The 15065-nt window shown below is 50.4% G+C and carries 16 protein-coding genes, 1 tRNA gene and 1 pseudogene; 16 read left to right on the plus strand and 2 right to left on the minus strand.

Annotated features, from left to right (window positions below; genetic code table 11):
• Positions 1-723: a photosystem II biogenesis protein Psp29 gene (gene psb29 / locus IQ217_RS14135; RefSeq protein WP_194020440.1), complete on the minus strand. Its 723-nt coding sequence runs from the start codon at positions 721-723 to the stop codon at positions 1-3.
• 130 nt (positions 724-853) lie between these two features.
• On the opposite strand from psb29, the gene IQ217_RS14140 reads away from it, so the two are divergent.
• The 13 genes from IQ217_RS14140 to hflX all read left to right on the plus strand — a co-directional run bounded on the left by IQ217_RS14140 (position 854) and on the right by hflX (position 12162).
• Entirely contained in the window at positions 854-1294 is a 441-nt protein-coding gene (locus tag IQ217_RS14140) for a hypothetical protein (RefSeq protein WP_194020451.1), read from the plus strand.
• A 137-nt stretch (positions 1295-1431) separates the two neighbouring features.
• Complete coding sequence (locus tag IQ217_RS14145) at positions 1432-2856, plus strand: IctB family putative bicarbonate transporter (RefSeq protein WP_194020441.1); 1425 nt, start codon at positions 1432-1434, stop codon at positions 2854-2856.
• A gap of 73 nt (positions 2857-2929) precedes the next feature.
• Positions 2930-3214, plus strand: a complete 285-nt coding sequence (locus tag IQ217_RS14150) for a DUF3288 family protein (protein WP_190599089.1) — start codon at positions 2930-2932, stop codon at positions 3212-3214.
• A 436-nt stretch (positions 3215-3650) separates the two neighbouring features.
• Positions 3651-4346, plus strand: a complete 696-nt coding sequence (locus tag IQ217_RS14155; RefSeq protein WP_194020442.1) for a hypothetical protein — start codon at positions 3651-3653, stop codon at positions 4344-4346.
• A gap of 225 nt (positions 4347-4571) precedes the next feature.
• A complete protein-coding gene (locus IQ217_RS14160) occupies positions 4572-5171 on the plus strand; it encodes a superoxide dismutase (protein ID WP_190599087.1) in 600 nt (199 codons plus the stop codon).
• Positions 5172-5228: 57 nt separating this feature from the next.
• On the plus strand, positions 5229-5417 hold the full coding sequence (locus tag IQ217_RS14165) for a hypothetical protein (RefSeq protein ID WP_194020443.1): 189 nt from the start codon (positions 5229-5231) through the stop codon (positions 5415-5417).
• A 28-nt stretch (positions 5418-5445) separates the two neighbouring features.
• On the plus strand, positions 5446-6534 hold the full coding sequence (leuB, locus tag IQ217_RS14170) for a 3-isopropylmalate dehydrogenase (RefSeq protein WP_194020444.1): 1089 nt from the start codon (positions 5446-5448) through the stop codon (positions 6532-6534).
• A gap of 220 nt (positions 6535-6754) precedes the next feature.
• Positions 6755-7021, plus strand: a complete 267-nt coding sequence (locus tag IQ217_RS14175) for a hypothetical protein (protein ID WP_190599085.1) — start codon at positions 6755-6757, stop codon at positions 7019-7021.
• 20 nt (positions 7022-7041) lie between these two features.
• Positions 7042-7965 carry a 2-carboxy-1,4-naphthoquinone phytyltransferase gene (gene menA, locus IQ217_RS14180; protein WP_194020445.1) on the plus strand — a complete coding sequence of 308 codons (924 nt, stop codon included), beginning with the start codon at positions 7042-7044 and terminating at the stop codon, positions 7963-7965.
• Between the two features lie 34 nt (positions 7966-7999).
• Positions 8000-8431, plus strand: coding sequence for a DUF29 domain-containing protein (locus IQ217_RS14185; RefSeq protein WP_194020446.1), 432 nt, complete (start codon positions 8000-8002; stop codon positions 8429-8431).
• A 124-nt stretch (positions 8432-8555) separates the two neighbouring features.
• Complete coding sequence (locus IQ217_RS14190; protein WP_228024119.1) at positions 8556-9233, plus strand: pentapeptide repeat-containing protein; 678 nt, start codon at positions 8556-8558, stop codon at positions 9231-9233.
• Positions 9234-9333: 100 nt separating this feature from the next.
• On the plus strand, positions 9334-10389 hold the full coding sequence (locus tag IQ217_RS14195; RefSeq protein WP_194020449.1) for an aldo/keto reductase: 1056 nt from the start codon (positions 9334-9336) through the stop codon (positions 10387-10389).
• Positions 10390-10557: 168 nt separating this feature from the next.
• The gene (gene hflX / locus IQ217_RS14200; RefSeq protein ID WP_194020447.1) at positions 10558-12162 is read left to right on the plus strand and encodes a GTPase HflX; all 1605 of its coding nucleotides are present in this window, start codon (positions 10558-10560) and stop codon (positions 12160-12162) included.
• Positions 12163-12286: 124 nt separating this feature from the next.
• Here the strand turns inward: hflX and IQ217_RS14205 are convergent, their stop codons facing one another.
• Positions 12287-13078 (minus strand): lipoyl protein ligase domain-containing protein, encoded by a 792-nt coding sequence (locus tag IQ217_RS14205; RefSeq protein ID WP_228024120.1) that lies wholly within the window; start codon positions 13076-13078, stop codon positions 12287-12289.
• Between the two features lie 65 nt (positions 13079-13143).
• On the opposite strand from IQ217_RS14205, the gene IQ217_RS14210 reads away from it, so the two are divergent.
• The 3 genes and pseudogenes from IQ217_RS14210 to IQ217_RS14220 all read left to right on the plus strand — a co-directional run.
• A tRNA-Gly gene (locus tag IQ217_RS14210) sits at positions 13144-13214 on the plus strand.
• Between the two features lie 66 nt (positions 13215-13280).
• On the plus strand, positions 13281-14705 hold the full coding sequence (locus IQ217_RS14215) for an isochorismate synthase (protein WP_194020448.1): 1425 nt from the start codon (positions 13281-13283) through the stop codon (positions 14703-14705).
• Between the two features lie 83 nt (positions 14706-14788).
• Positions 14789-15065 (plus strand): annotated as a pseudogene (locus IQ217_RS14220) (hypothetical protein); the annotation flags it as partial.

Consider the following 15065-nt stretch of genomic DNA (forward strand, 5'->3'; position numbering starts at 1 on the left):
CTAGCTTTCGGGACTCTCCGCTGTAGTCACCGGGGCATCCTCGATCGCCGGAGTCGTAGCAGCGGCTTGTTTTTCTTTTTTCTTCCGTTCTGCTTCGGCCGCATCTTCCAACACCTTGAGTAGTTGGTCAACTTTTTCCAGGTTGCTACGGTACAAGTCTAAATCCTTGACCACTTTATCGAGGGACAAATCCAACAGTTCCGATAATTTGGTGAGATAGTCCTGACGTTTTTCATCATTGTCCTTCACCTCTGGGTCTTGGTCAGCCAACAAAGTGTAAAGCCCAATAGAAAACAGACGACTGTATTTAAATTTATGACGCTGGTGGATCCCGGTGAGGGTGTTGAGCAGCAAGTTATCCCCGGAGGTCTGGTCACTGGAAGCGGCGGTTACCCAAGCATCTAGGCCGATGTGATGGGCACTGGCGGCCACATTTTTGGCATCCTGGCGTACTTGGTCGGGATTTTGATCTACCCCATAGCAGAGGGCACTGAAAATAGCAGGTAATTCTGCCGCCGGTTGATAACCCTGCATAAAACTGTCGAAGGAGGTGACGATGCCCAGGGCAAAAATGGGGTCGTAGGTAAAGTCAATGTTCACACTGAGCAAATGCATTTCCACCAGCAGCTCTTCGACAAAACGCCGGTAGATGGAACTAATGGGACGGCTGTAGTGGGTAAAAAATTTTCGTTTGGCTTCAGAAACAGTGCGAATTTTAGTCACAGGGCCGATTACAAAGGGGGGATAGATCTCCTATTTTCCCTTGTTAAGCGGCCTTTGCCAACCTGGATTGTTGCTAGGGGAGGTGAATCATCGAGCGTTGCTAGAATGGGACAGTCCCAGGAAAAAGACCATGCCAGACTTCCAGGCATTTATTGCCATCATTACCACCATTTTGGTGTTTGTGACCGGAGTAGCCCTCAAATATGAAACCATCCAGTTCAAAAACTACGAACTCCCTATCCCCCAATGGGCAGGCCTCAGCTTCGCTGGGGTTACTTTCACATTTGTGGTCTTGGATCAAATCCTACGGGGGTTTGTCCGACTTGAAGAGGTACAACGAAGAGATGAGGAAAGAAACCGCAGAGATGAGGAAGCTAGAGCAAGAAAAGCAGATGCGGCACGAACAGAGGATGAAAGAATTAAAGCTACAGAACGAGAAACTCGCCGAACTAGAATCGAAACTCGATATCGTACTGCAATCGCCAGATTCCAGCTTGACCCCAGCCCAATCCACCGAACACAGTTAGCGGATATTTTGGCCCTCCTGGAAGAATACCAAGATACCCTGTGAGTTGTTGTGGCTGATGGTTACCAAGGCTTGGTGACAGTCAGTGGGTCTGCTCAGTGCTGTATATTTACCGACAATACCCGCCATTGATTAGGCTAATCAGTGGTCAAAGGACTTCCGAGTTTACAAGCAGAGTGTTAATGGTGTCTCCCATCTCTATCTGGCGATCGCTGATGTTTGGCGGTTTTTCTCCCCAGGAATGGGGCAGGGGCAGTGTGCTCCACCGTTTTGTGGGCTGGGGGCGGCATTGGGCCCAGGGCAGCTTACTGTGGCCCCAGTTTGAAGCGGTGGGTACGGCTCTGTTGGCAATAATTTTTATGGCGGCGCCGTTCACTTCCACCACCATGCTGGGCATTTTTATGCTCCTCTGTGGAGCCTTCTGGGCTTTGCTGACACTGGCGGATCAACCAGGTAAAGGGCTAACCCCCATCCATGTTTTAGTGTTTGCCTATTGGTGTATTTCGGCGATCGCCGTGGGATTTTCCCCGGTGAAAATGGCGGCGGCGTCGGGGCTAGCCAAATTAACCGCCAATTTATGTCTGTTCCTATTGGCGGCCAGGTTATTGCAGAACAAGCAATGGCTGAATCGGCTGGTAACCGTCGTTTTACTGGTGGGGCTATTGGTGAGCAGTTACGGTCTGCGACAGCAGGTGGACGGGGTAGAACAGTTAGCTACTTGGAATGATCCCACTTCTACCTTGGCCCAGGCCACTAGGGTGTATAGCTTTTTAGGCAACCCCAACCTATTGGCGGCCTACCTGGTGCCCATGACTGGTTTGAGTTTGAGCGCCCTGGTGGTGTGGCGACGGTGGTGGCCTAAGTTACTGGGGGCAACCATGGTGATCACCAATCTCCTCTGTTTATTTTTTACCCAGAGCCGGGGCGGTTGGCTGGCGGTATTGGCCCTGGGTGCGACCTTTTTGGCCCTTTGTTACTTCTGGTGGCTGCCCCGATTACCCAAATTTTGGCAACGGTGGTCTTTGCCCCTGGCGATCGCCGTGGCGGTGATATTGGGCGGAGGGGCCTTAATTGCGGTGGAACCAATTCGGGTTAGGGCCATGAGCATTTTTGCCGGTCGGGAAGACAGCAGTAATAATTTCCGCATCAACGTCTGGGAAGGAGTGAAGGCCATGATCCGAGTCCGTCCCATCATTGGCATTGGCCCAGGCAACGAAGCCTTCAACCAAATTTATCCCTACTATATGCGCCCCCGCTTCACTGCCCTGAGTGCCTATTCAATTTACCTAGAAATTTTGGTGGAAACGGGTATAGTCGGTTTTACCTGTATGCTCTGGCTGTTGGCCGTTACTCTGGGCAAAGGAATCCAATTGGTTAAACGCTGTCGCCAAACCCTAGCCCCGGAAGGAATCTGGATCATGGGAGCCCTGGCGGCGATCGCCGGTTTATTGGTGCACGGTCTTGTGGACACCGTCTGGTACCGTCCCCCGGTGAGCACTTTATGGTGGCTGCTGGTCGCTATTGTTGCTAGTCAGTGGGCCAGTGCCCAGACCCGTTTGGGGGCCAGTGAAGGAGAAAACGGGGCAGAACCTCCTCTTCCCCAATAAAAGCCAATGGCAATAACTTGGCCGGCCAGGCTTAACTTTTGCCGTTTTTGAAAATTTGTCAGGAGTCAAAACCATGGCGATCGGAGAGCAAACCCATCCCCAAGCAAGTAAAGACCAGGCCGTTGTTGATCGCCTGTTACAATCCCCCGCCGATATTCCCCACCTGTTGTCCTTGGCACGGCTGAGAATTCGTTACAAAAATTTTCCCGGGGCCCGGAGCTTACAGCGAGATTTGGACACCGTGCTTCAGCAATGGCATCTGACTGAAGAAGAACTCTTTGCCCAAACTAGGGCCCTCTACGCCAGTGGGGCCGCCCACACCAAGCAAAGTACAGAGGAACAACAGGACTGGAGCTAGCCTCTGTTAACACCTTGCCCAGACTGAGCTGAGCCAACTTTTTTTTGCGTAATTCTGAAATTTGCCGGTACCGGCCGCCACCGTAGACATTGAAATTACTCTATTGTCAGGCTTTTTAGCAAACATTAATCTCTACTATTGGTGCAATAAGCAATCCCAAAGCTAAAAGCAGAGATTTTCCCCTATGCTTAAAGCAATAACTCCCGTTACAAAAATTAACTAAATGTCTAATCTGATTGCCGTTGCCTTCTGTGGCTATTTTGCTTTGTTAATTGCCCTTTTCTCGGCTAAAAACTTTCTCGTCAAGGACAAAGCCAGTCTTAATCTCCCTGAATAATTCTTCTAAATGACAAAAATGGGGATTAAGTAGCTATAATCTTGTTTTCCTAAAGTCTCAGTCAGAGTAGCCTGGATCAAAGTAGGTCAAAGCAAGGTTATGAGTCCACCCCAACCATCGGGGCGCAAAAGATTAGGATTGGTTTTACAGGAAGCCGGTCTGATTACCCCGGCCCAATTAGAGGTTGCGGTTAACAATCAACAACATTTTGATTACCTCATTGGGGAAGTAATTGTTCTCCACGGCTGGTTGACCAAGGACTCCATCGAGTTTTTTGTTAACCAATGGTTTGATTTAATTTACCGCTCCAACCCTATGCCCTTGGGGCATTACCTGCAAATGGCGGACCTGTTGAATCAATGCCAGATTGACCAAATTCTCCAGGAACAAAAGGTATTGGGACTGCGCTTTGGAGCCACGGCGGTACTGCTGGGCTTGCTCAAGCAAGAAACGGTGGACTATTTTATCGCCCATCTTAAGGGAGACATGGCTAGTCAATCGGCTTTTAGCGCTCACGAATTGGCCAAGGGATGTGCTGATCGTGTTCGGCCGATAAAAACAACTCGGGCGGAGCCTAAACGACAAAAACACCGACGGTCGGCCAGTGGCAATCCAAAGGGTAGGGAAGAGAAAAAACATAGACGAGTAAGGACTGCTAAGCAAAAGTCTGCGACGGCATCGTCGGCTGAAGTTTCAGGGAGTCTGCCGGAGAACTTTGATATTTTTATAAATGACGAGGAAAACTTTGACCTAGCCAATGTGCTAGAAATGGACGATGGCAATGTTTCCCTTTGAATGCTTGGGTCGCTCCGGACGGTTTTAAAAAACTGTTGGGTCTGATCGGCTAATCGGCTAAGGTGATCACCAAGGCTTTTTTACTCTTTTTCCTGCTCACGCCCACCGACAAGATTTTCCCTTTTGTGCGGTTCTCCACCGGATTACCGACCTTTTAACCGAGGAAACTTTAGGGTAAAGTGGGAGCCATGGAATCCCCTATTGAGTAGAGAATTTAAATTTATAATGGCTTACGCACTACCCAACTTACCTTACGACTACACCGCCCTGGAACCCTGCATTTCCAAAAGCACTCTGGAGTTCCACCACGATAAACACCATGCCGCTTACGTTAGTAAGTTTAATGAAGCGGTGGCTGGTACAGACCTAGACAATAAATCTATTGAAGACGTAATTAAAGCTATTGCTGGAGATGCGAGCAAAGCCGGTCTGTTCAACAATGCCGCCCAGGCCTGGAACCACAGTTTCTACTGGAATTGCATGAAACCCGGTGGCGGTGGCCAGCCCACTGGTGCCCTGGCTGATAAAATCAACGCTGACTTTGGTAGCTTTGACGCCTTTGTGGAAGCTTTCAAACAAGCTGGAGCCACCCAATTCGGTAGCGGTTGGGCTTGGTTGGTGTTGGACAATGGCACTTTGAAAGTGACCAAAACTGGCAACGCTGAAAACCCCATGACCGCTGGTCAAACTCCTTTGCTGACCATGGACGTATGGGAGCACGCTTACTATTTAGATTATCAAAACCGTCGTCCTGATTACATTGCCGATTTCCTCGGTAAGTTGGTCAATTGGGACTTTGTGGCGGCTAACCTAGCGGCGGCCTAGTTTTCTCCATCAACCTTCCTATGATGATGTTTTAAAGGTCCTCTTTCTCTCCCACCTATGGGTAGAACCGCAGGCAAATTAGACATCTTCTTGGAACCATTTACCCTTTCCCTAAACTTTGGGGGAGGGGTATTTGCTGGAAGGCGATCGCCGGTGGTTGAAGTTTCTGATCTGCGTCCCCAATCCTCTACACTGGGGAGGTTTATGGGATCTCTTTCCAGAGTCCGTTTAAATCCAGTTATTTAATCGAAGTTTTTCCAGTTTTTCCACTACCATGTCCCAGACCTATAACGTAACCTTGCTCCCCGGCGATGGCATTGGCCCCGAAATTATGGCAGTGGCGGTGGCAGTATTACGCAAAGTGGCGGACCAATTTGGTTTTGCCTACAATTTTCAGGAAGCTTTAATCGGAGGGGCGGCCATTGATGCTACGGGCCAACCCCTACCGGAAGCAACCCTGGCCCAAGCGAAGGATAGTGATGCGGTACTGTTAGCGGCGATCGGGGGCTATGCCTGGGACAATCTCCCCAGGGCTCAACGGCCGGAAACGGGGTTGTTGGCCATCCGGGAAGGGCTGGGACTGTTTGCGAACCTACGTCCCGCGACCATTTTTCCCCAGTTGGTTGATGCTTCTAGCCTCAAACGGGAAGTGGTGGAAGGGGTAGATATCATGGTGGTACGGGAATTGACTGGTGGGATTTATTTCGGTAAACCGAAGGGTATTTTTGAGACGGAGGCGGGGGAAAAACGGGGGGTTAATACCATGGCCTACACGGTGGGAGAAATTGACCGCATTGCCAAGGTCGCTTTTGAAACGGCCAAAAAACGGCGGGGCCAACTCTGTTCAGTAGATAAGGCTAATGTACTGGATGTGTCCCAACTGTGGCGGGATCGGGTAATGGCGATCGCCGGGGATTATCCTGATGTGGAACTGTCCCATTTATATGTGGACAATGCGGCCATGCAATTGGTGCGTAGTCCCAAGCAATTTGACACCATTGTAACTGGCAATTTATTTGGGGATATTCTTTCCGACATTGCGGCCATGTTAACCGGCAGTATTGGCATGTTACCCTCCGCTAGCTTGGGCAGTGACGGCCCGGGACTATTTGAACCCGTCCATGGTTCCGCTCCGGATATTGCCGGTCAGGATAAGGCTAATCCCCTGGCCCAGGTGCTCAGTGCCGCCATGATGTTGCGCTACGGTTTGGATCAACCCCAGGCAGCCGATCGCCTAGAGAGAGCAGTAAAAACAGTCCTGGCCCAGGGTTACCGCACCGGGGATATTCTTTCCCCTGGCACCCAATTGGTGGGCTGTCGGCAAATGGGAGAGCAATTATTGGGCATCCTGGATGACATGTAAGGATCGTTGCAATCTACCAAAAAACTAGACAAACTTTACCTCAATGACTTCCCCCCAGGCAGTTATTTCGGGTTGAAATCAGATCTTGGTCGAGTAAGTAAGAATCTTCTGGGGCGGCCCTTACGTCAAACCCTATTGTTATTTATGATGATGGCTAACCTGGCTGACGTTTTTCGGTCAAAGGCTAGAACACATATGCGTCCTGAGTGGGGAGTTTATTATGGTTTTTATTCCTGATGAGAGCGACTTTGATGTGGAGTATAGGAGCGTGCCCATGCCCCTAGACCCCAAAATGTTGCGCATGGCCCGGCGAATTTACCGCAGTTATCGCATGCTCCACCCTAAATCCCAAAAGCAACCCCTGGGCATTGCCATCCATAAAGAAACCCACCGGGGTCAACTGATGTTCAATCGTCAGCCGGTGCTGTTGCCAGGAGAGTGTTTCGTACCTTTGAACCAACTGGAGGCGGAAGCCCAGGTAATTTGAATTAGCTCTGTTGCTCTGTTATGACCGAATCTTCCCCCTTAGTGCCATCTACGGCCCCTTCGACCCGCAAACTTTGGCTGGCGGCCATTAAGCCCCCCATGTACACGGTGGCAGTGGTGCCCATTACCGTTGGTTCAGCGGTGGCCTATGGCCTGACTGGGCAGTGGCAGGGCGATGTTTTTACCATCTTTTTGCTGTCGGCGATCGCCATTATTGCTTGGATCAACCTGAGCAATGATGTGTTTGACAGTGACACGGGCATTGATGTGCGTAAGGCCCATTCAGTGGTTAATTTGACCGGCAATCGCAATCTGGTTTTTTTAATTAGTAATTTTTTCTTGCTAGCCGGTGTGCTGGGGCTAATGAGCATGGGCTGGCTGGCCCAGGATTGGACAGTGTTGGAGTTAATTGGGGTGGCCATCTTTTTGGGCTACACCTACCAAGGGCCCCCTTTCCGCCTGGGCTACCTAGGTTTGGGGGAATTGATTTGTTTGATTACCTTTGGTCCCTTGGCGATCGTCGCCGCCTATTACTCCCAGACCCAAAGTTTTAGTTGGGATTTGCTTACCCCTAGCATTTTTGTGGGGCTTAGCACGGCCATTATTCTGTTCTGTTCCCACTTCCATCAGGTAGAAGATGACCTAGCCGCCGGTAAAAAATCCCCCATTGTTCGTTTAGGAACCAAGCTAGGCTCCCAGGTGTTAACTGTTTCCGTAATTAGTCTTTATTTGATCACGGCGATCGGAGTTTTGCTTAACCTTGCTCCTTGGCAAACCTTATTGGTAATGGCCAGTCTGCCCTGGGCAGTACAGTTAACCCGCCACGTGGGGCAATACCACGACCAACCGGAGAAGGTCAGCAACTGTAAATTCATTGCTGTCAATCTACACTTTATCAGCGGTATTTTACTAGCCATGGGCTATATTTTAGCGGGCAAAAATTAAAGTTTATATAAATCAACAAATCTGATTAAAACCTATGAAAAAACAACTCTATGACACAGATTTTGTGAGCTGGACAGAAGAACAGGCTCGATATCTGCAACAACATGAGATAGAGAAGATTGACTGGCAAAATATTGAAGAGGAAATTATTGCTTTGGGTCGTAGTGAAAAACATGAGCTAGAAAATCGCTTGGAAGTTTTGCTGGAGCATCTACTCAAACGCGCCTATATCAATAGTGCCTATGATAATCGTGGCTGGGAAATCACGATCAAAGAACAACGGAAACAGATCCGACGGCTATTAAGGGACTCTCCTAGCCTCAAAAATTATGGCGAAGCATTGATTCCAGCCGTGTGGCAGGAAGCACTTGCCGATGTTCAAGATCTTTACCCGACGCTTTCCTTGCCTGAAGCCAATCCGTTTAGCGAAAGTTTAGACCAATTGTTAACGGTGACCTTTTGGTGAGCTGAAGTTAAAAAGTTTTTCAGCAACCTCCATTTCATTAGCCGTATGTTAACAGCGGTAGGTTATGGTCTGGCCAGTTCAGAATAAGGGATGTTGCCATGGGCAAGTTAGAATAAAAACCATTATGAGCAACGGTTTGTCCCCTACCCCCATCAATACCCCAGGCTGGTTAAACACCGGGGCCGCTAATTTATTGGTCAATGGCCATGATCCCCAAGATTTGGAACTGACCAATCAAAATTTGGCTGGACTAGTATTTCCCCATGGGGACCTCAGCCAAGTTACCCTGATCGGCTGTGATTTACGCTTTGCCAATCTGGAAGGGGCGGATTTAACGGATGCTAACTTGATCGCCGCCAGTCTGCACAAAAGTAATTTGCGCCGGGCTAACCTCTGTCGAGCTACGCTCAATCGCTGCAATTTGAGTGAGGCGGATCTAACTGAAAGTGATGCCAATGAAGCCCTTTTTTGTCAGGCCGTTTTTACCGAAGCGGAAGCCCACGGTTTAAGACTTTACCGAGCCAACCTTAGCCAAGCCCAATTAATGGGGGCCCATCTCCACCAAGCTTATGCCCCGGAAGCGGATTTTAGTGCGGTGGCGGCGATCGCCGTTGATTTGCGCTGGGCCAATTTGAGAAAGACTAATTTTCGGGGCGCGGATTTACGCTATGGCAATTTCCGGGGGGCGAATCTGACCCAGGCGGATTTTACCGGGGCCAACCTCAAGGGGGCCAATTTGCGGGGGGCCAATTTAGTGGGCACTAACCTGCAACAGGCGGATCTGAGCGATGTCAGCTGGTAGATGAAAAAATTCCCACCTCAACTTCCATAAAAATTAACCTTTGCAATACCGTCGTTTTGGCCGCACCGAGTTAAATTTATCCGTTTTTTCCCTGGGTACCATGCGGGGCCTGGGCGATCGCCAGCAATTTGCAGCCACGGTGGCCAAGGGCTTGGGGGCGGGCATTAACCACATTGAAACGGCGGCGGCCTATGGGGAAAGTGAAACTTATTTAGGCCCATTGCTAAAAAGCTTCAACCGGGGGGAAATAAACCTCACCAGTAAAGTTTGTCCCACGGAAAATCCAGAACAATTTATCCAGGGCCTTGACCGTTCTCTGCAACGACTCCAAGTGGACTATTTAGCCTGCTTTGCCATCCACGGCATTAACACTCCCCAGCATTGGCAATGGGTACAGCAACTTTGGCCAGTGATAGATAAAGCCCAACAACAGGGGAAATTTAAACATCTTGGTTTTTCCACCCACGGCAGTTTGCCCCTAGTGCAGGAAGTGATTGCTTCGGGAAAATTTGCCTTCGTTAATTTGCATTATTACTGGTTTAATCAGCACCTCGCCCCGGCGATCGCCTCGGCCCACCAGCGGGATATGGGCATTTTCATCATTTCCCCCGCAGATAAGGGTGGTCAACTATACACACCACCCCGGACTTTGCAAAACCTCTGCCACCCCTTTACTCCCCTGGGATTAACCTACCGTTTTCTCTTGAGTGACTCCCGCATTACTACCCTTAGTATTGGCCCCGCCATACCTGAGGAATTGGACCAACCCCTATCCCTTGGCGATCGCCTGGAGCCCTTAAGTGAGCAAGAACAGGCAATTTTAGAGAATTTACGCCACCATCAACACCAGGCATTGGGCACCGCTGCTTGCCACCAATGTTATCAGTGCTTACCTTGCCCAGAAGAAATTAATATTCCCGAAATTTTACGTCTGCGTAATTTGGCCGTTGCCTTTGATATGGAAAATTTTGGTCAATATCGCTATCAAATGTTAGAAAATGCCGGGCACTGGTTTCCCGGTCGAAAAGGCGATCGGTGCACCGACTGTGGCGATTGTTTGCCCCGATGTCCCCATAATCTGGCGATTCCAGACCTGTTGCGGGATACCCACCAACGGTTGCGAGGTAAAAGCCGGCGTCGTTTATGGCAGGATTGATCATTAGGCTGGCAATTCAGCCCCTGTTTTTGTCTCCATCATCCATACCAATTAGGACCAAAGCCTATCGATACCATCTACGGCCAAGCCCAACGACTCAAAACTAGTCAAATTAAGCAACTAAAGCGCCTCTATCAACAACGTCTCCCCGGCGATCGCCTGCTGACGATGGAATTGGCCCAGCGCCTGGGAGCTATCAGCCAGGAAATTAAACAACCTGTTTCGGTGTACGTCAACCGGAGGGGACAAATTATCCGGGTGGGGGTGGGCACGCCCCGGCAAACCCAAATTCCGCCTTTGGAATTACCTCGTTATGGGGAAAAACGACTCTCCGGCATTCGTTGCCTCACCACGGATTTAAAGGGGGAAGCCCCCAAGGAATCTAGTTTAATTGCCATGGCCCTGCAAAGATTGGATGCCCTAGTGGTGCTGAGCGTCACGGGTCAGGGTTTTGCCAAACGGGGAGGCGGCGTAACGGGCTATGTGGATACGGGATATTTGGCCCATTTATTGCCCCAAAGTAGTGACGATATGGGGGATGGGGTGGCCGATTGGGTGGTTTCCCCAGCGGTGGATTTGGAAGATTTAGCCGAAGAAGCCATCCTGGATTTGGTGGAAAACCTAGAGGCAGAATTTGAGCGGGAATTCATCGCCCGTCAGGTGGAAGCAGGGCAGGAACGGGTCTTGGTGATGGGACTTAAAACCAGCGAGTTGGATGACCAGAGCTTTGCGGAAGGTTTAACGGAGTTAGAACGTTTAGTAGACTCCGCCGGGGCCCAGGTGCTCCAGGTAATGCAGCAAAATCGCAGTAAACCCCATCCCCAAACCGTAGTGGGGGAAGGAAAAGTGGAAGAGTTGGCCTTGGCGGTGCAAACCACCGGAGCCAATCTAGTGGTTTTCGACCGGGATCTATCTGCTGCCCAGGTGCGAAATCTGGAACAACGGTGTGGAGTTAGGGTCATTGACCGCACGGAATTAATTTTGGATATTTTTGCCCAGCGGGCCCAGTCCAGGGCTGGGAAGTTACAGGTGGAATTGGCCCAGTTGGAATATTTGTTACCAAAATTAGTAGGCCGGGGTCAGGGTATGTCCCGGTTGGGGGGCGGTATCGGCACCAGGGGCCCAGGGGAAACCAAGCTGGAAACGGAACGGCGCACCATCCAAAGTCGCATTGCCAAGCTCCAAAAACAGGTTAATGAGCTCCAATCCCATCGCTCCCGGCTACGCAATCAACGGCAACAACAGGCCGTCCCCACCGTGGCGATCGTCGGTTATACCAATGCGGGCAAATCCACTTTACTCAATGCCCTCACCCAAGCAGACATCTACGCCGCTGACCAACTGTTTGCCACCCTAGACCCCACCACCAGGCGTTTATCCCTATTTGACCCGGATAATCAAACCTACCAGCCAATTTTGCTAACGGATACAGTGGGTTTTATCCATAAATTGCCCGATGCTTTGGTGGATGCCTTCCGGGCCACTTTGGAAGAGGTAACGGAGGCAGATCTATTACTCCAGGTGGTGGATCTATCCGACCGGGCTTGGCGACGACAGATCGACTCGGTGGCCAATATTTTGGCGGAAATGCCCTTGGCTACGGCACCGATGGTGATGGTGTTTAACAAAATTGACCAGGTGCCCAGTGAAGCTTTGGCAGCGGCCCAAGCAGATTATCCCCAGGCAATTTTTTTGGCGGCGGCCCAGGGGATTGGTTTAGAAACGCTGAAAAAACGTTTATTGGAGCAAATTTTGATAGATTTGAGCGATTAGTGTTTATTTTGCACTAATTTAATGTTGACATCCTGCAATGGCCTCAAAAAAGCAAGGATTCCTTACTAAGCCTCAACCTAAAAAAAGGAGTTGATCAACGAATGGAGGTCAGCTTCAAACTGACTCACAACGGGTAGGGAGTCCAGCCAAAATCCGCTTTAGCATTCCTGCACTTTTCCTTCACCATGGCCCACTCCTGGAGGGTGAGGGGTTCCCACTGTACCTGAGCTTGAAAATGCTGTCGGGCTGAAGTGGTCAAAACCTCTAAAACCTGGGGCAAAGTTGGATAACCAGTTAACTCTGCCATGGTTTTTTGCCATGGGGCCGGTTGGCCGAAGACAAGTTCAAACAAATGGCGATCGCCGTTCAAGATCATTTCTCCATGTTGCAGAAGGGCACTGAAAGTTTGCCGTTGGGCACTGCCAATTAATTTATCCCCTGTGGAGCTGACTAAATCCGCCACCGTAGCGGTGCTAAAGCAACTGGCGTTGTGAATATAACCCCGGCCACCCTGGCCGTAGGTTAAGGGAAGCCCCAACTGGCCCCAACCTTGGATGAGAAATTGACAAATGTGCCGATAAATTTCCCGTCGTTTCTTCCCAGTTGCCCCAGTCACTACGGCATAGGTTAGTCCCCCTTGATGCAACACTGCCCTCCCCCCACTAGGCCTGCTTACCAACCCCAGGGGTTGCCCTTGCCAAGTTAACTGCCGCCAATGGGCTGGGGGAGACTTTTGTGAATAACCCAAGGAAATGGTGGGGCGAGACCAACCGTAAAAGCGCAACACCGATCGCCCGGTGCGGGGAAAATAATCTTCCAATAACCATTGATCCAACGCCATCTGTAAATTGCCGGGGGCTTGGATGTAGGGCAATAAACGCCAGGGGGAAGACTGAGGGGGGGGAAAGGTGGGCAACGGGAAAGTTCTCCTGACAAAACTCCAAGCAAAATATGTTAATCTTAGGAACGCTAGGACAACACGCGGGTGTAGTTTAGTGGTAAAACCTTAGCCTTCCAAGCTAATGATAGGGGTTCGATTCCCCTCACCCGCTTTGGGTAATGGGTACAACGGTCTCCGAAACTCGATAATTTTGATTGATAATCTCTGATCGTCCCTGATGTCCGTTGCGACACCCCTCCTCGACCGTCATCCATGCTCCCTCGATAATTCCTCAGTTCTGCACGGTTATCTGTTGGGACAGCAGAGGGGTCTTGCCCCTGGCCAACGGTGCCTATGGAGCTTTACGGAAAACTTAGGCAAGATTGATCCCCTGGCGGTGTTTGGGGCCCTCAATGTTCAAGATCAAGTTCATTTTTACGGTGAAAACCCCCAGCGGGGGGAAACCATACTGGCTTTTGGCATTTGCCAGTCCCTGAGGATTTCCGGCAAGTATCGTTTTAGACTGGCCCAACAGTTTGCCGAGGACTGTTTCCAGCGTTTAGTGCCCATTGGCAATGCCCAAGGCCGGAGTCAGCGCCCCTATATTTTTTGTGGCTTTAGCTTTTTTGACCGCAGCTCCAACCGCAATCCCTTTGCTAATTCCTTTTTGTTTTTACCCCAAATCCAGGTGGTGAAAACGTCCCAGCATTGCCTATTAAGCTGGCAAGTTAGTCTGGATAGCAATACCGATATTATCGATTTGGTGGATTTTATCGGTGCAATGCTCAGCGCTATCCGTCGGGTGCAACCGGCTAGGGATAACCATACCGCCCCCATGCTGGCAAGGGCTCCCCGGCTGACGGCAATAGAAGTGGCTAAGCTTTCCACGGCGATCGCCTCTAGCTTGGAAGAAATTGCCCAGCAGAGATTGAGTAAGGTGGTGTTGGCAACGGCGTTGGATTTGGACTATGGTTGTCGGTTCAATACGGCCCATTGTTTACAAAGACTGCGGCAACAGTATGGAGATTGCCATTTATTTTCCTGGGGCAATGGCCAGGGAGACTGTTTTGTGGGGGCTAGCCCAGAAAGATTACTGAGTTTGCATAATCAACAGTTGGTAACCGATGCTCTGGCCGGCTCGGCCCCTAGGGCTGCGGATGTCCAAGGCGATCGCCAATTGGGGCAACAGTTATTGCACAATCCTAAGGAGTTACGGGAACACCAAGCGGTGTTGGATTATCTGCTCCAGCGCCTACGGGCATTGGGCTTAAGCCCCCAAGCTTCTTCCTTGAAGTTGCTCAAATTAGCCAATATCCAGCATCTCTGGACCCAAATTCAAGCCCCCCTACCTCCCCACATCCATCCCCTGGCCCTGGTAGAACAACTCCATCCCACCCCAGCGGTGGCCGGTGTCCCCGTGGCGATCGCCGAAGATTTAATTCGTCGCCATGAAACCTTTGACCGCAATCTCTATGCCGCTCCCCTGGGTTGGCTAGACAGCGAAGGTAATAGCGAATTTATTGTCGGTATTCGTTCCGCTCTCCTTTCTCGCAATCGAGCCAGACTATACGCCGGGGCTGGCATTGTGGCTGGTTCCGATCCCCTCAAGGAAGTGGCAGAAATTGAGCTTAAACTCCAAACCCTCTGGCGATCGCTGATTTGAGTGATGGTCTCGCAACACCATCAAGCCAAAATAGAATGGGAATAGTCCGCCGTTGCGTTTCGGTCTAAGGGGGAGAAACCGTTATGCGTCTCAATGCCAAAGCAAAGTCATTTTTAACCAAGGAAATCAATCGGGAAGCGGAATCCCTCGGTTTTGAGGTGCAAAAGGACATTGTCCTCAAACGTTTAAACCAATTGGCCCAGGAAAGGGGTAAACCCCTGGGTAAGGAAGATTTGGCTGGGCAGGTGACGGATATGTTCCCCACCATGGCCGATCAAACCCTAACCAAGGCAGCAAAGTTAAATACGGCCCAGCAATGGCGGCTCTGGCTGACAGCCGGGGGAGTGGTGGGGGCCGGGT

The organism is Synechocystis salina LEGE 00031, assembly GCF_015207985.1.
Lineage (GTDB): Bacteria > Cyanobacteriota > Cyanobacteriia > Cyanobacteriales > Microcystaceae > Synechocystis > Synechocystis salina.

Excerpts from the sequence above, each read along its gene's own strand:
- IQ217_RS14140 (WP_194020451.1), top strand. The coding sequence starts at position 854 with ATGCCAGACTTCCAGGCATTTATTGCCATCATTACCACCATTTTGGTG.
- IQ217_RS14145 (WP_194020441.1), top strand. The coding sequence starts at position 1,432 with ATGGTGTCTCCCATCTCTATCTGGCGATCGCTGATGTTTGGCGGTTTT.
- IQ217_RS14150 (WP_190599089.1), top strand. The coding sequence starts at position 2,930 with ATGGCGATCGGAGAGCAAACCCATCCCCAAGCAAGTAAAGACCAGGCC.
- IQ217_RS14155 (WP_194020442.1), top strand. The coding sequence starts at position 3,651 with ATGAGTCCACCCCAACCATCGGGGCGCAAAAGATTAGGATTGGTTTTA.
- IQ217_RS14160 (WP_190599087.1), top strand. The coding sequence starts at position 4,572 with ATGGCTTACGCACTACCCAACTTACCTTACGACTACACCGCCCTGGAA.
- IQ217_RS14165 (WP_194020443.1), top strand. The coding sequence starts at position 5,229 with ATGGGTAGAACCGCAGGCAAATTAGACATCTTCTTGGAACCATTTACC.
- leuB (WP_194020444.1), top strand. The coding sequence starts at position 5,446 with ATGTCCCAGACCTATAACGTAACCTTGCTCCCCGGCGATGGCATTGGC.
- IQ217_RS14175 (WP_190599085.1), top strand. The coding sequence starts at position 6,755 with ATGGTTTTTATTCCTGATGAGAGCGACTTTGATGTGGAGTATAGGAGC.
- menA (WP_194020445.1), top strand. The coding sequence starts at position 7,042 with ATGACCGAATCTTCCCCCTTAGTGCCATCTACGGCCCCTTCGACCCGC.
- IQ217_RS14185 (WP_194020446.1), top strand. The coding sequence starts at position 8,000 with ATGAAAAAACAACTCTATGACACAGATTTTGTGAGCTGGACAGAAGAA.
- IQ217_RS14190 (WP_228024119.1), top strand. The coding sequence starts at position 8,556 with ATGAGCAACGGTTTGTCCCCTACCCCCATCAATACCCCAGGCTGGTTA.
- IQ217_RS14195 (WP_194020449.1), top strand. The coding sequence starts at position 9,334 with ATGCGGGGCCTGGGCGATCGCCAGCAATTTGCAGCCACGGTGGCCAAG.
- hflX (WP_194020447.1), top strand. The coding sequence starts at position 10,558 with ATGGAATTGGCCCAGCGCCTGGGAGCTATCAGCCAGGAAATTAAACAA.
- IQ217_RS14215 (WP_194020448.1), top strand. The coding sequence starts at position 13,281 with ATGTCCGTTGCGACACCCCTCCTCGACCGTCATCCATGCTCCCTCGAT.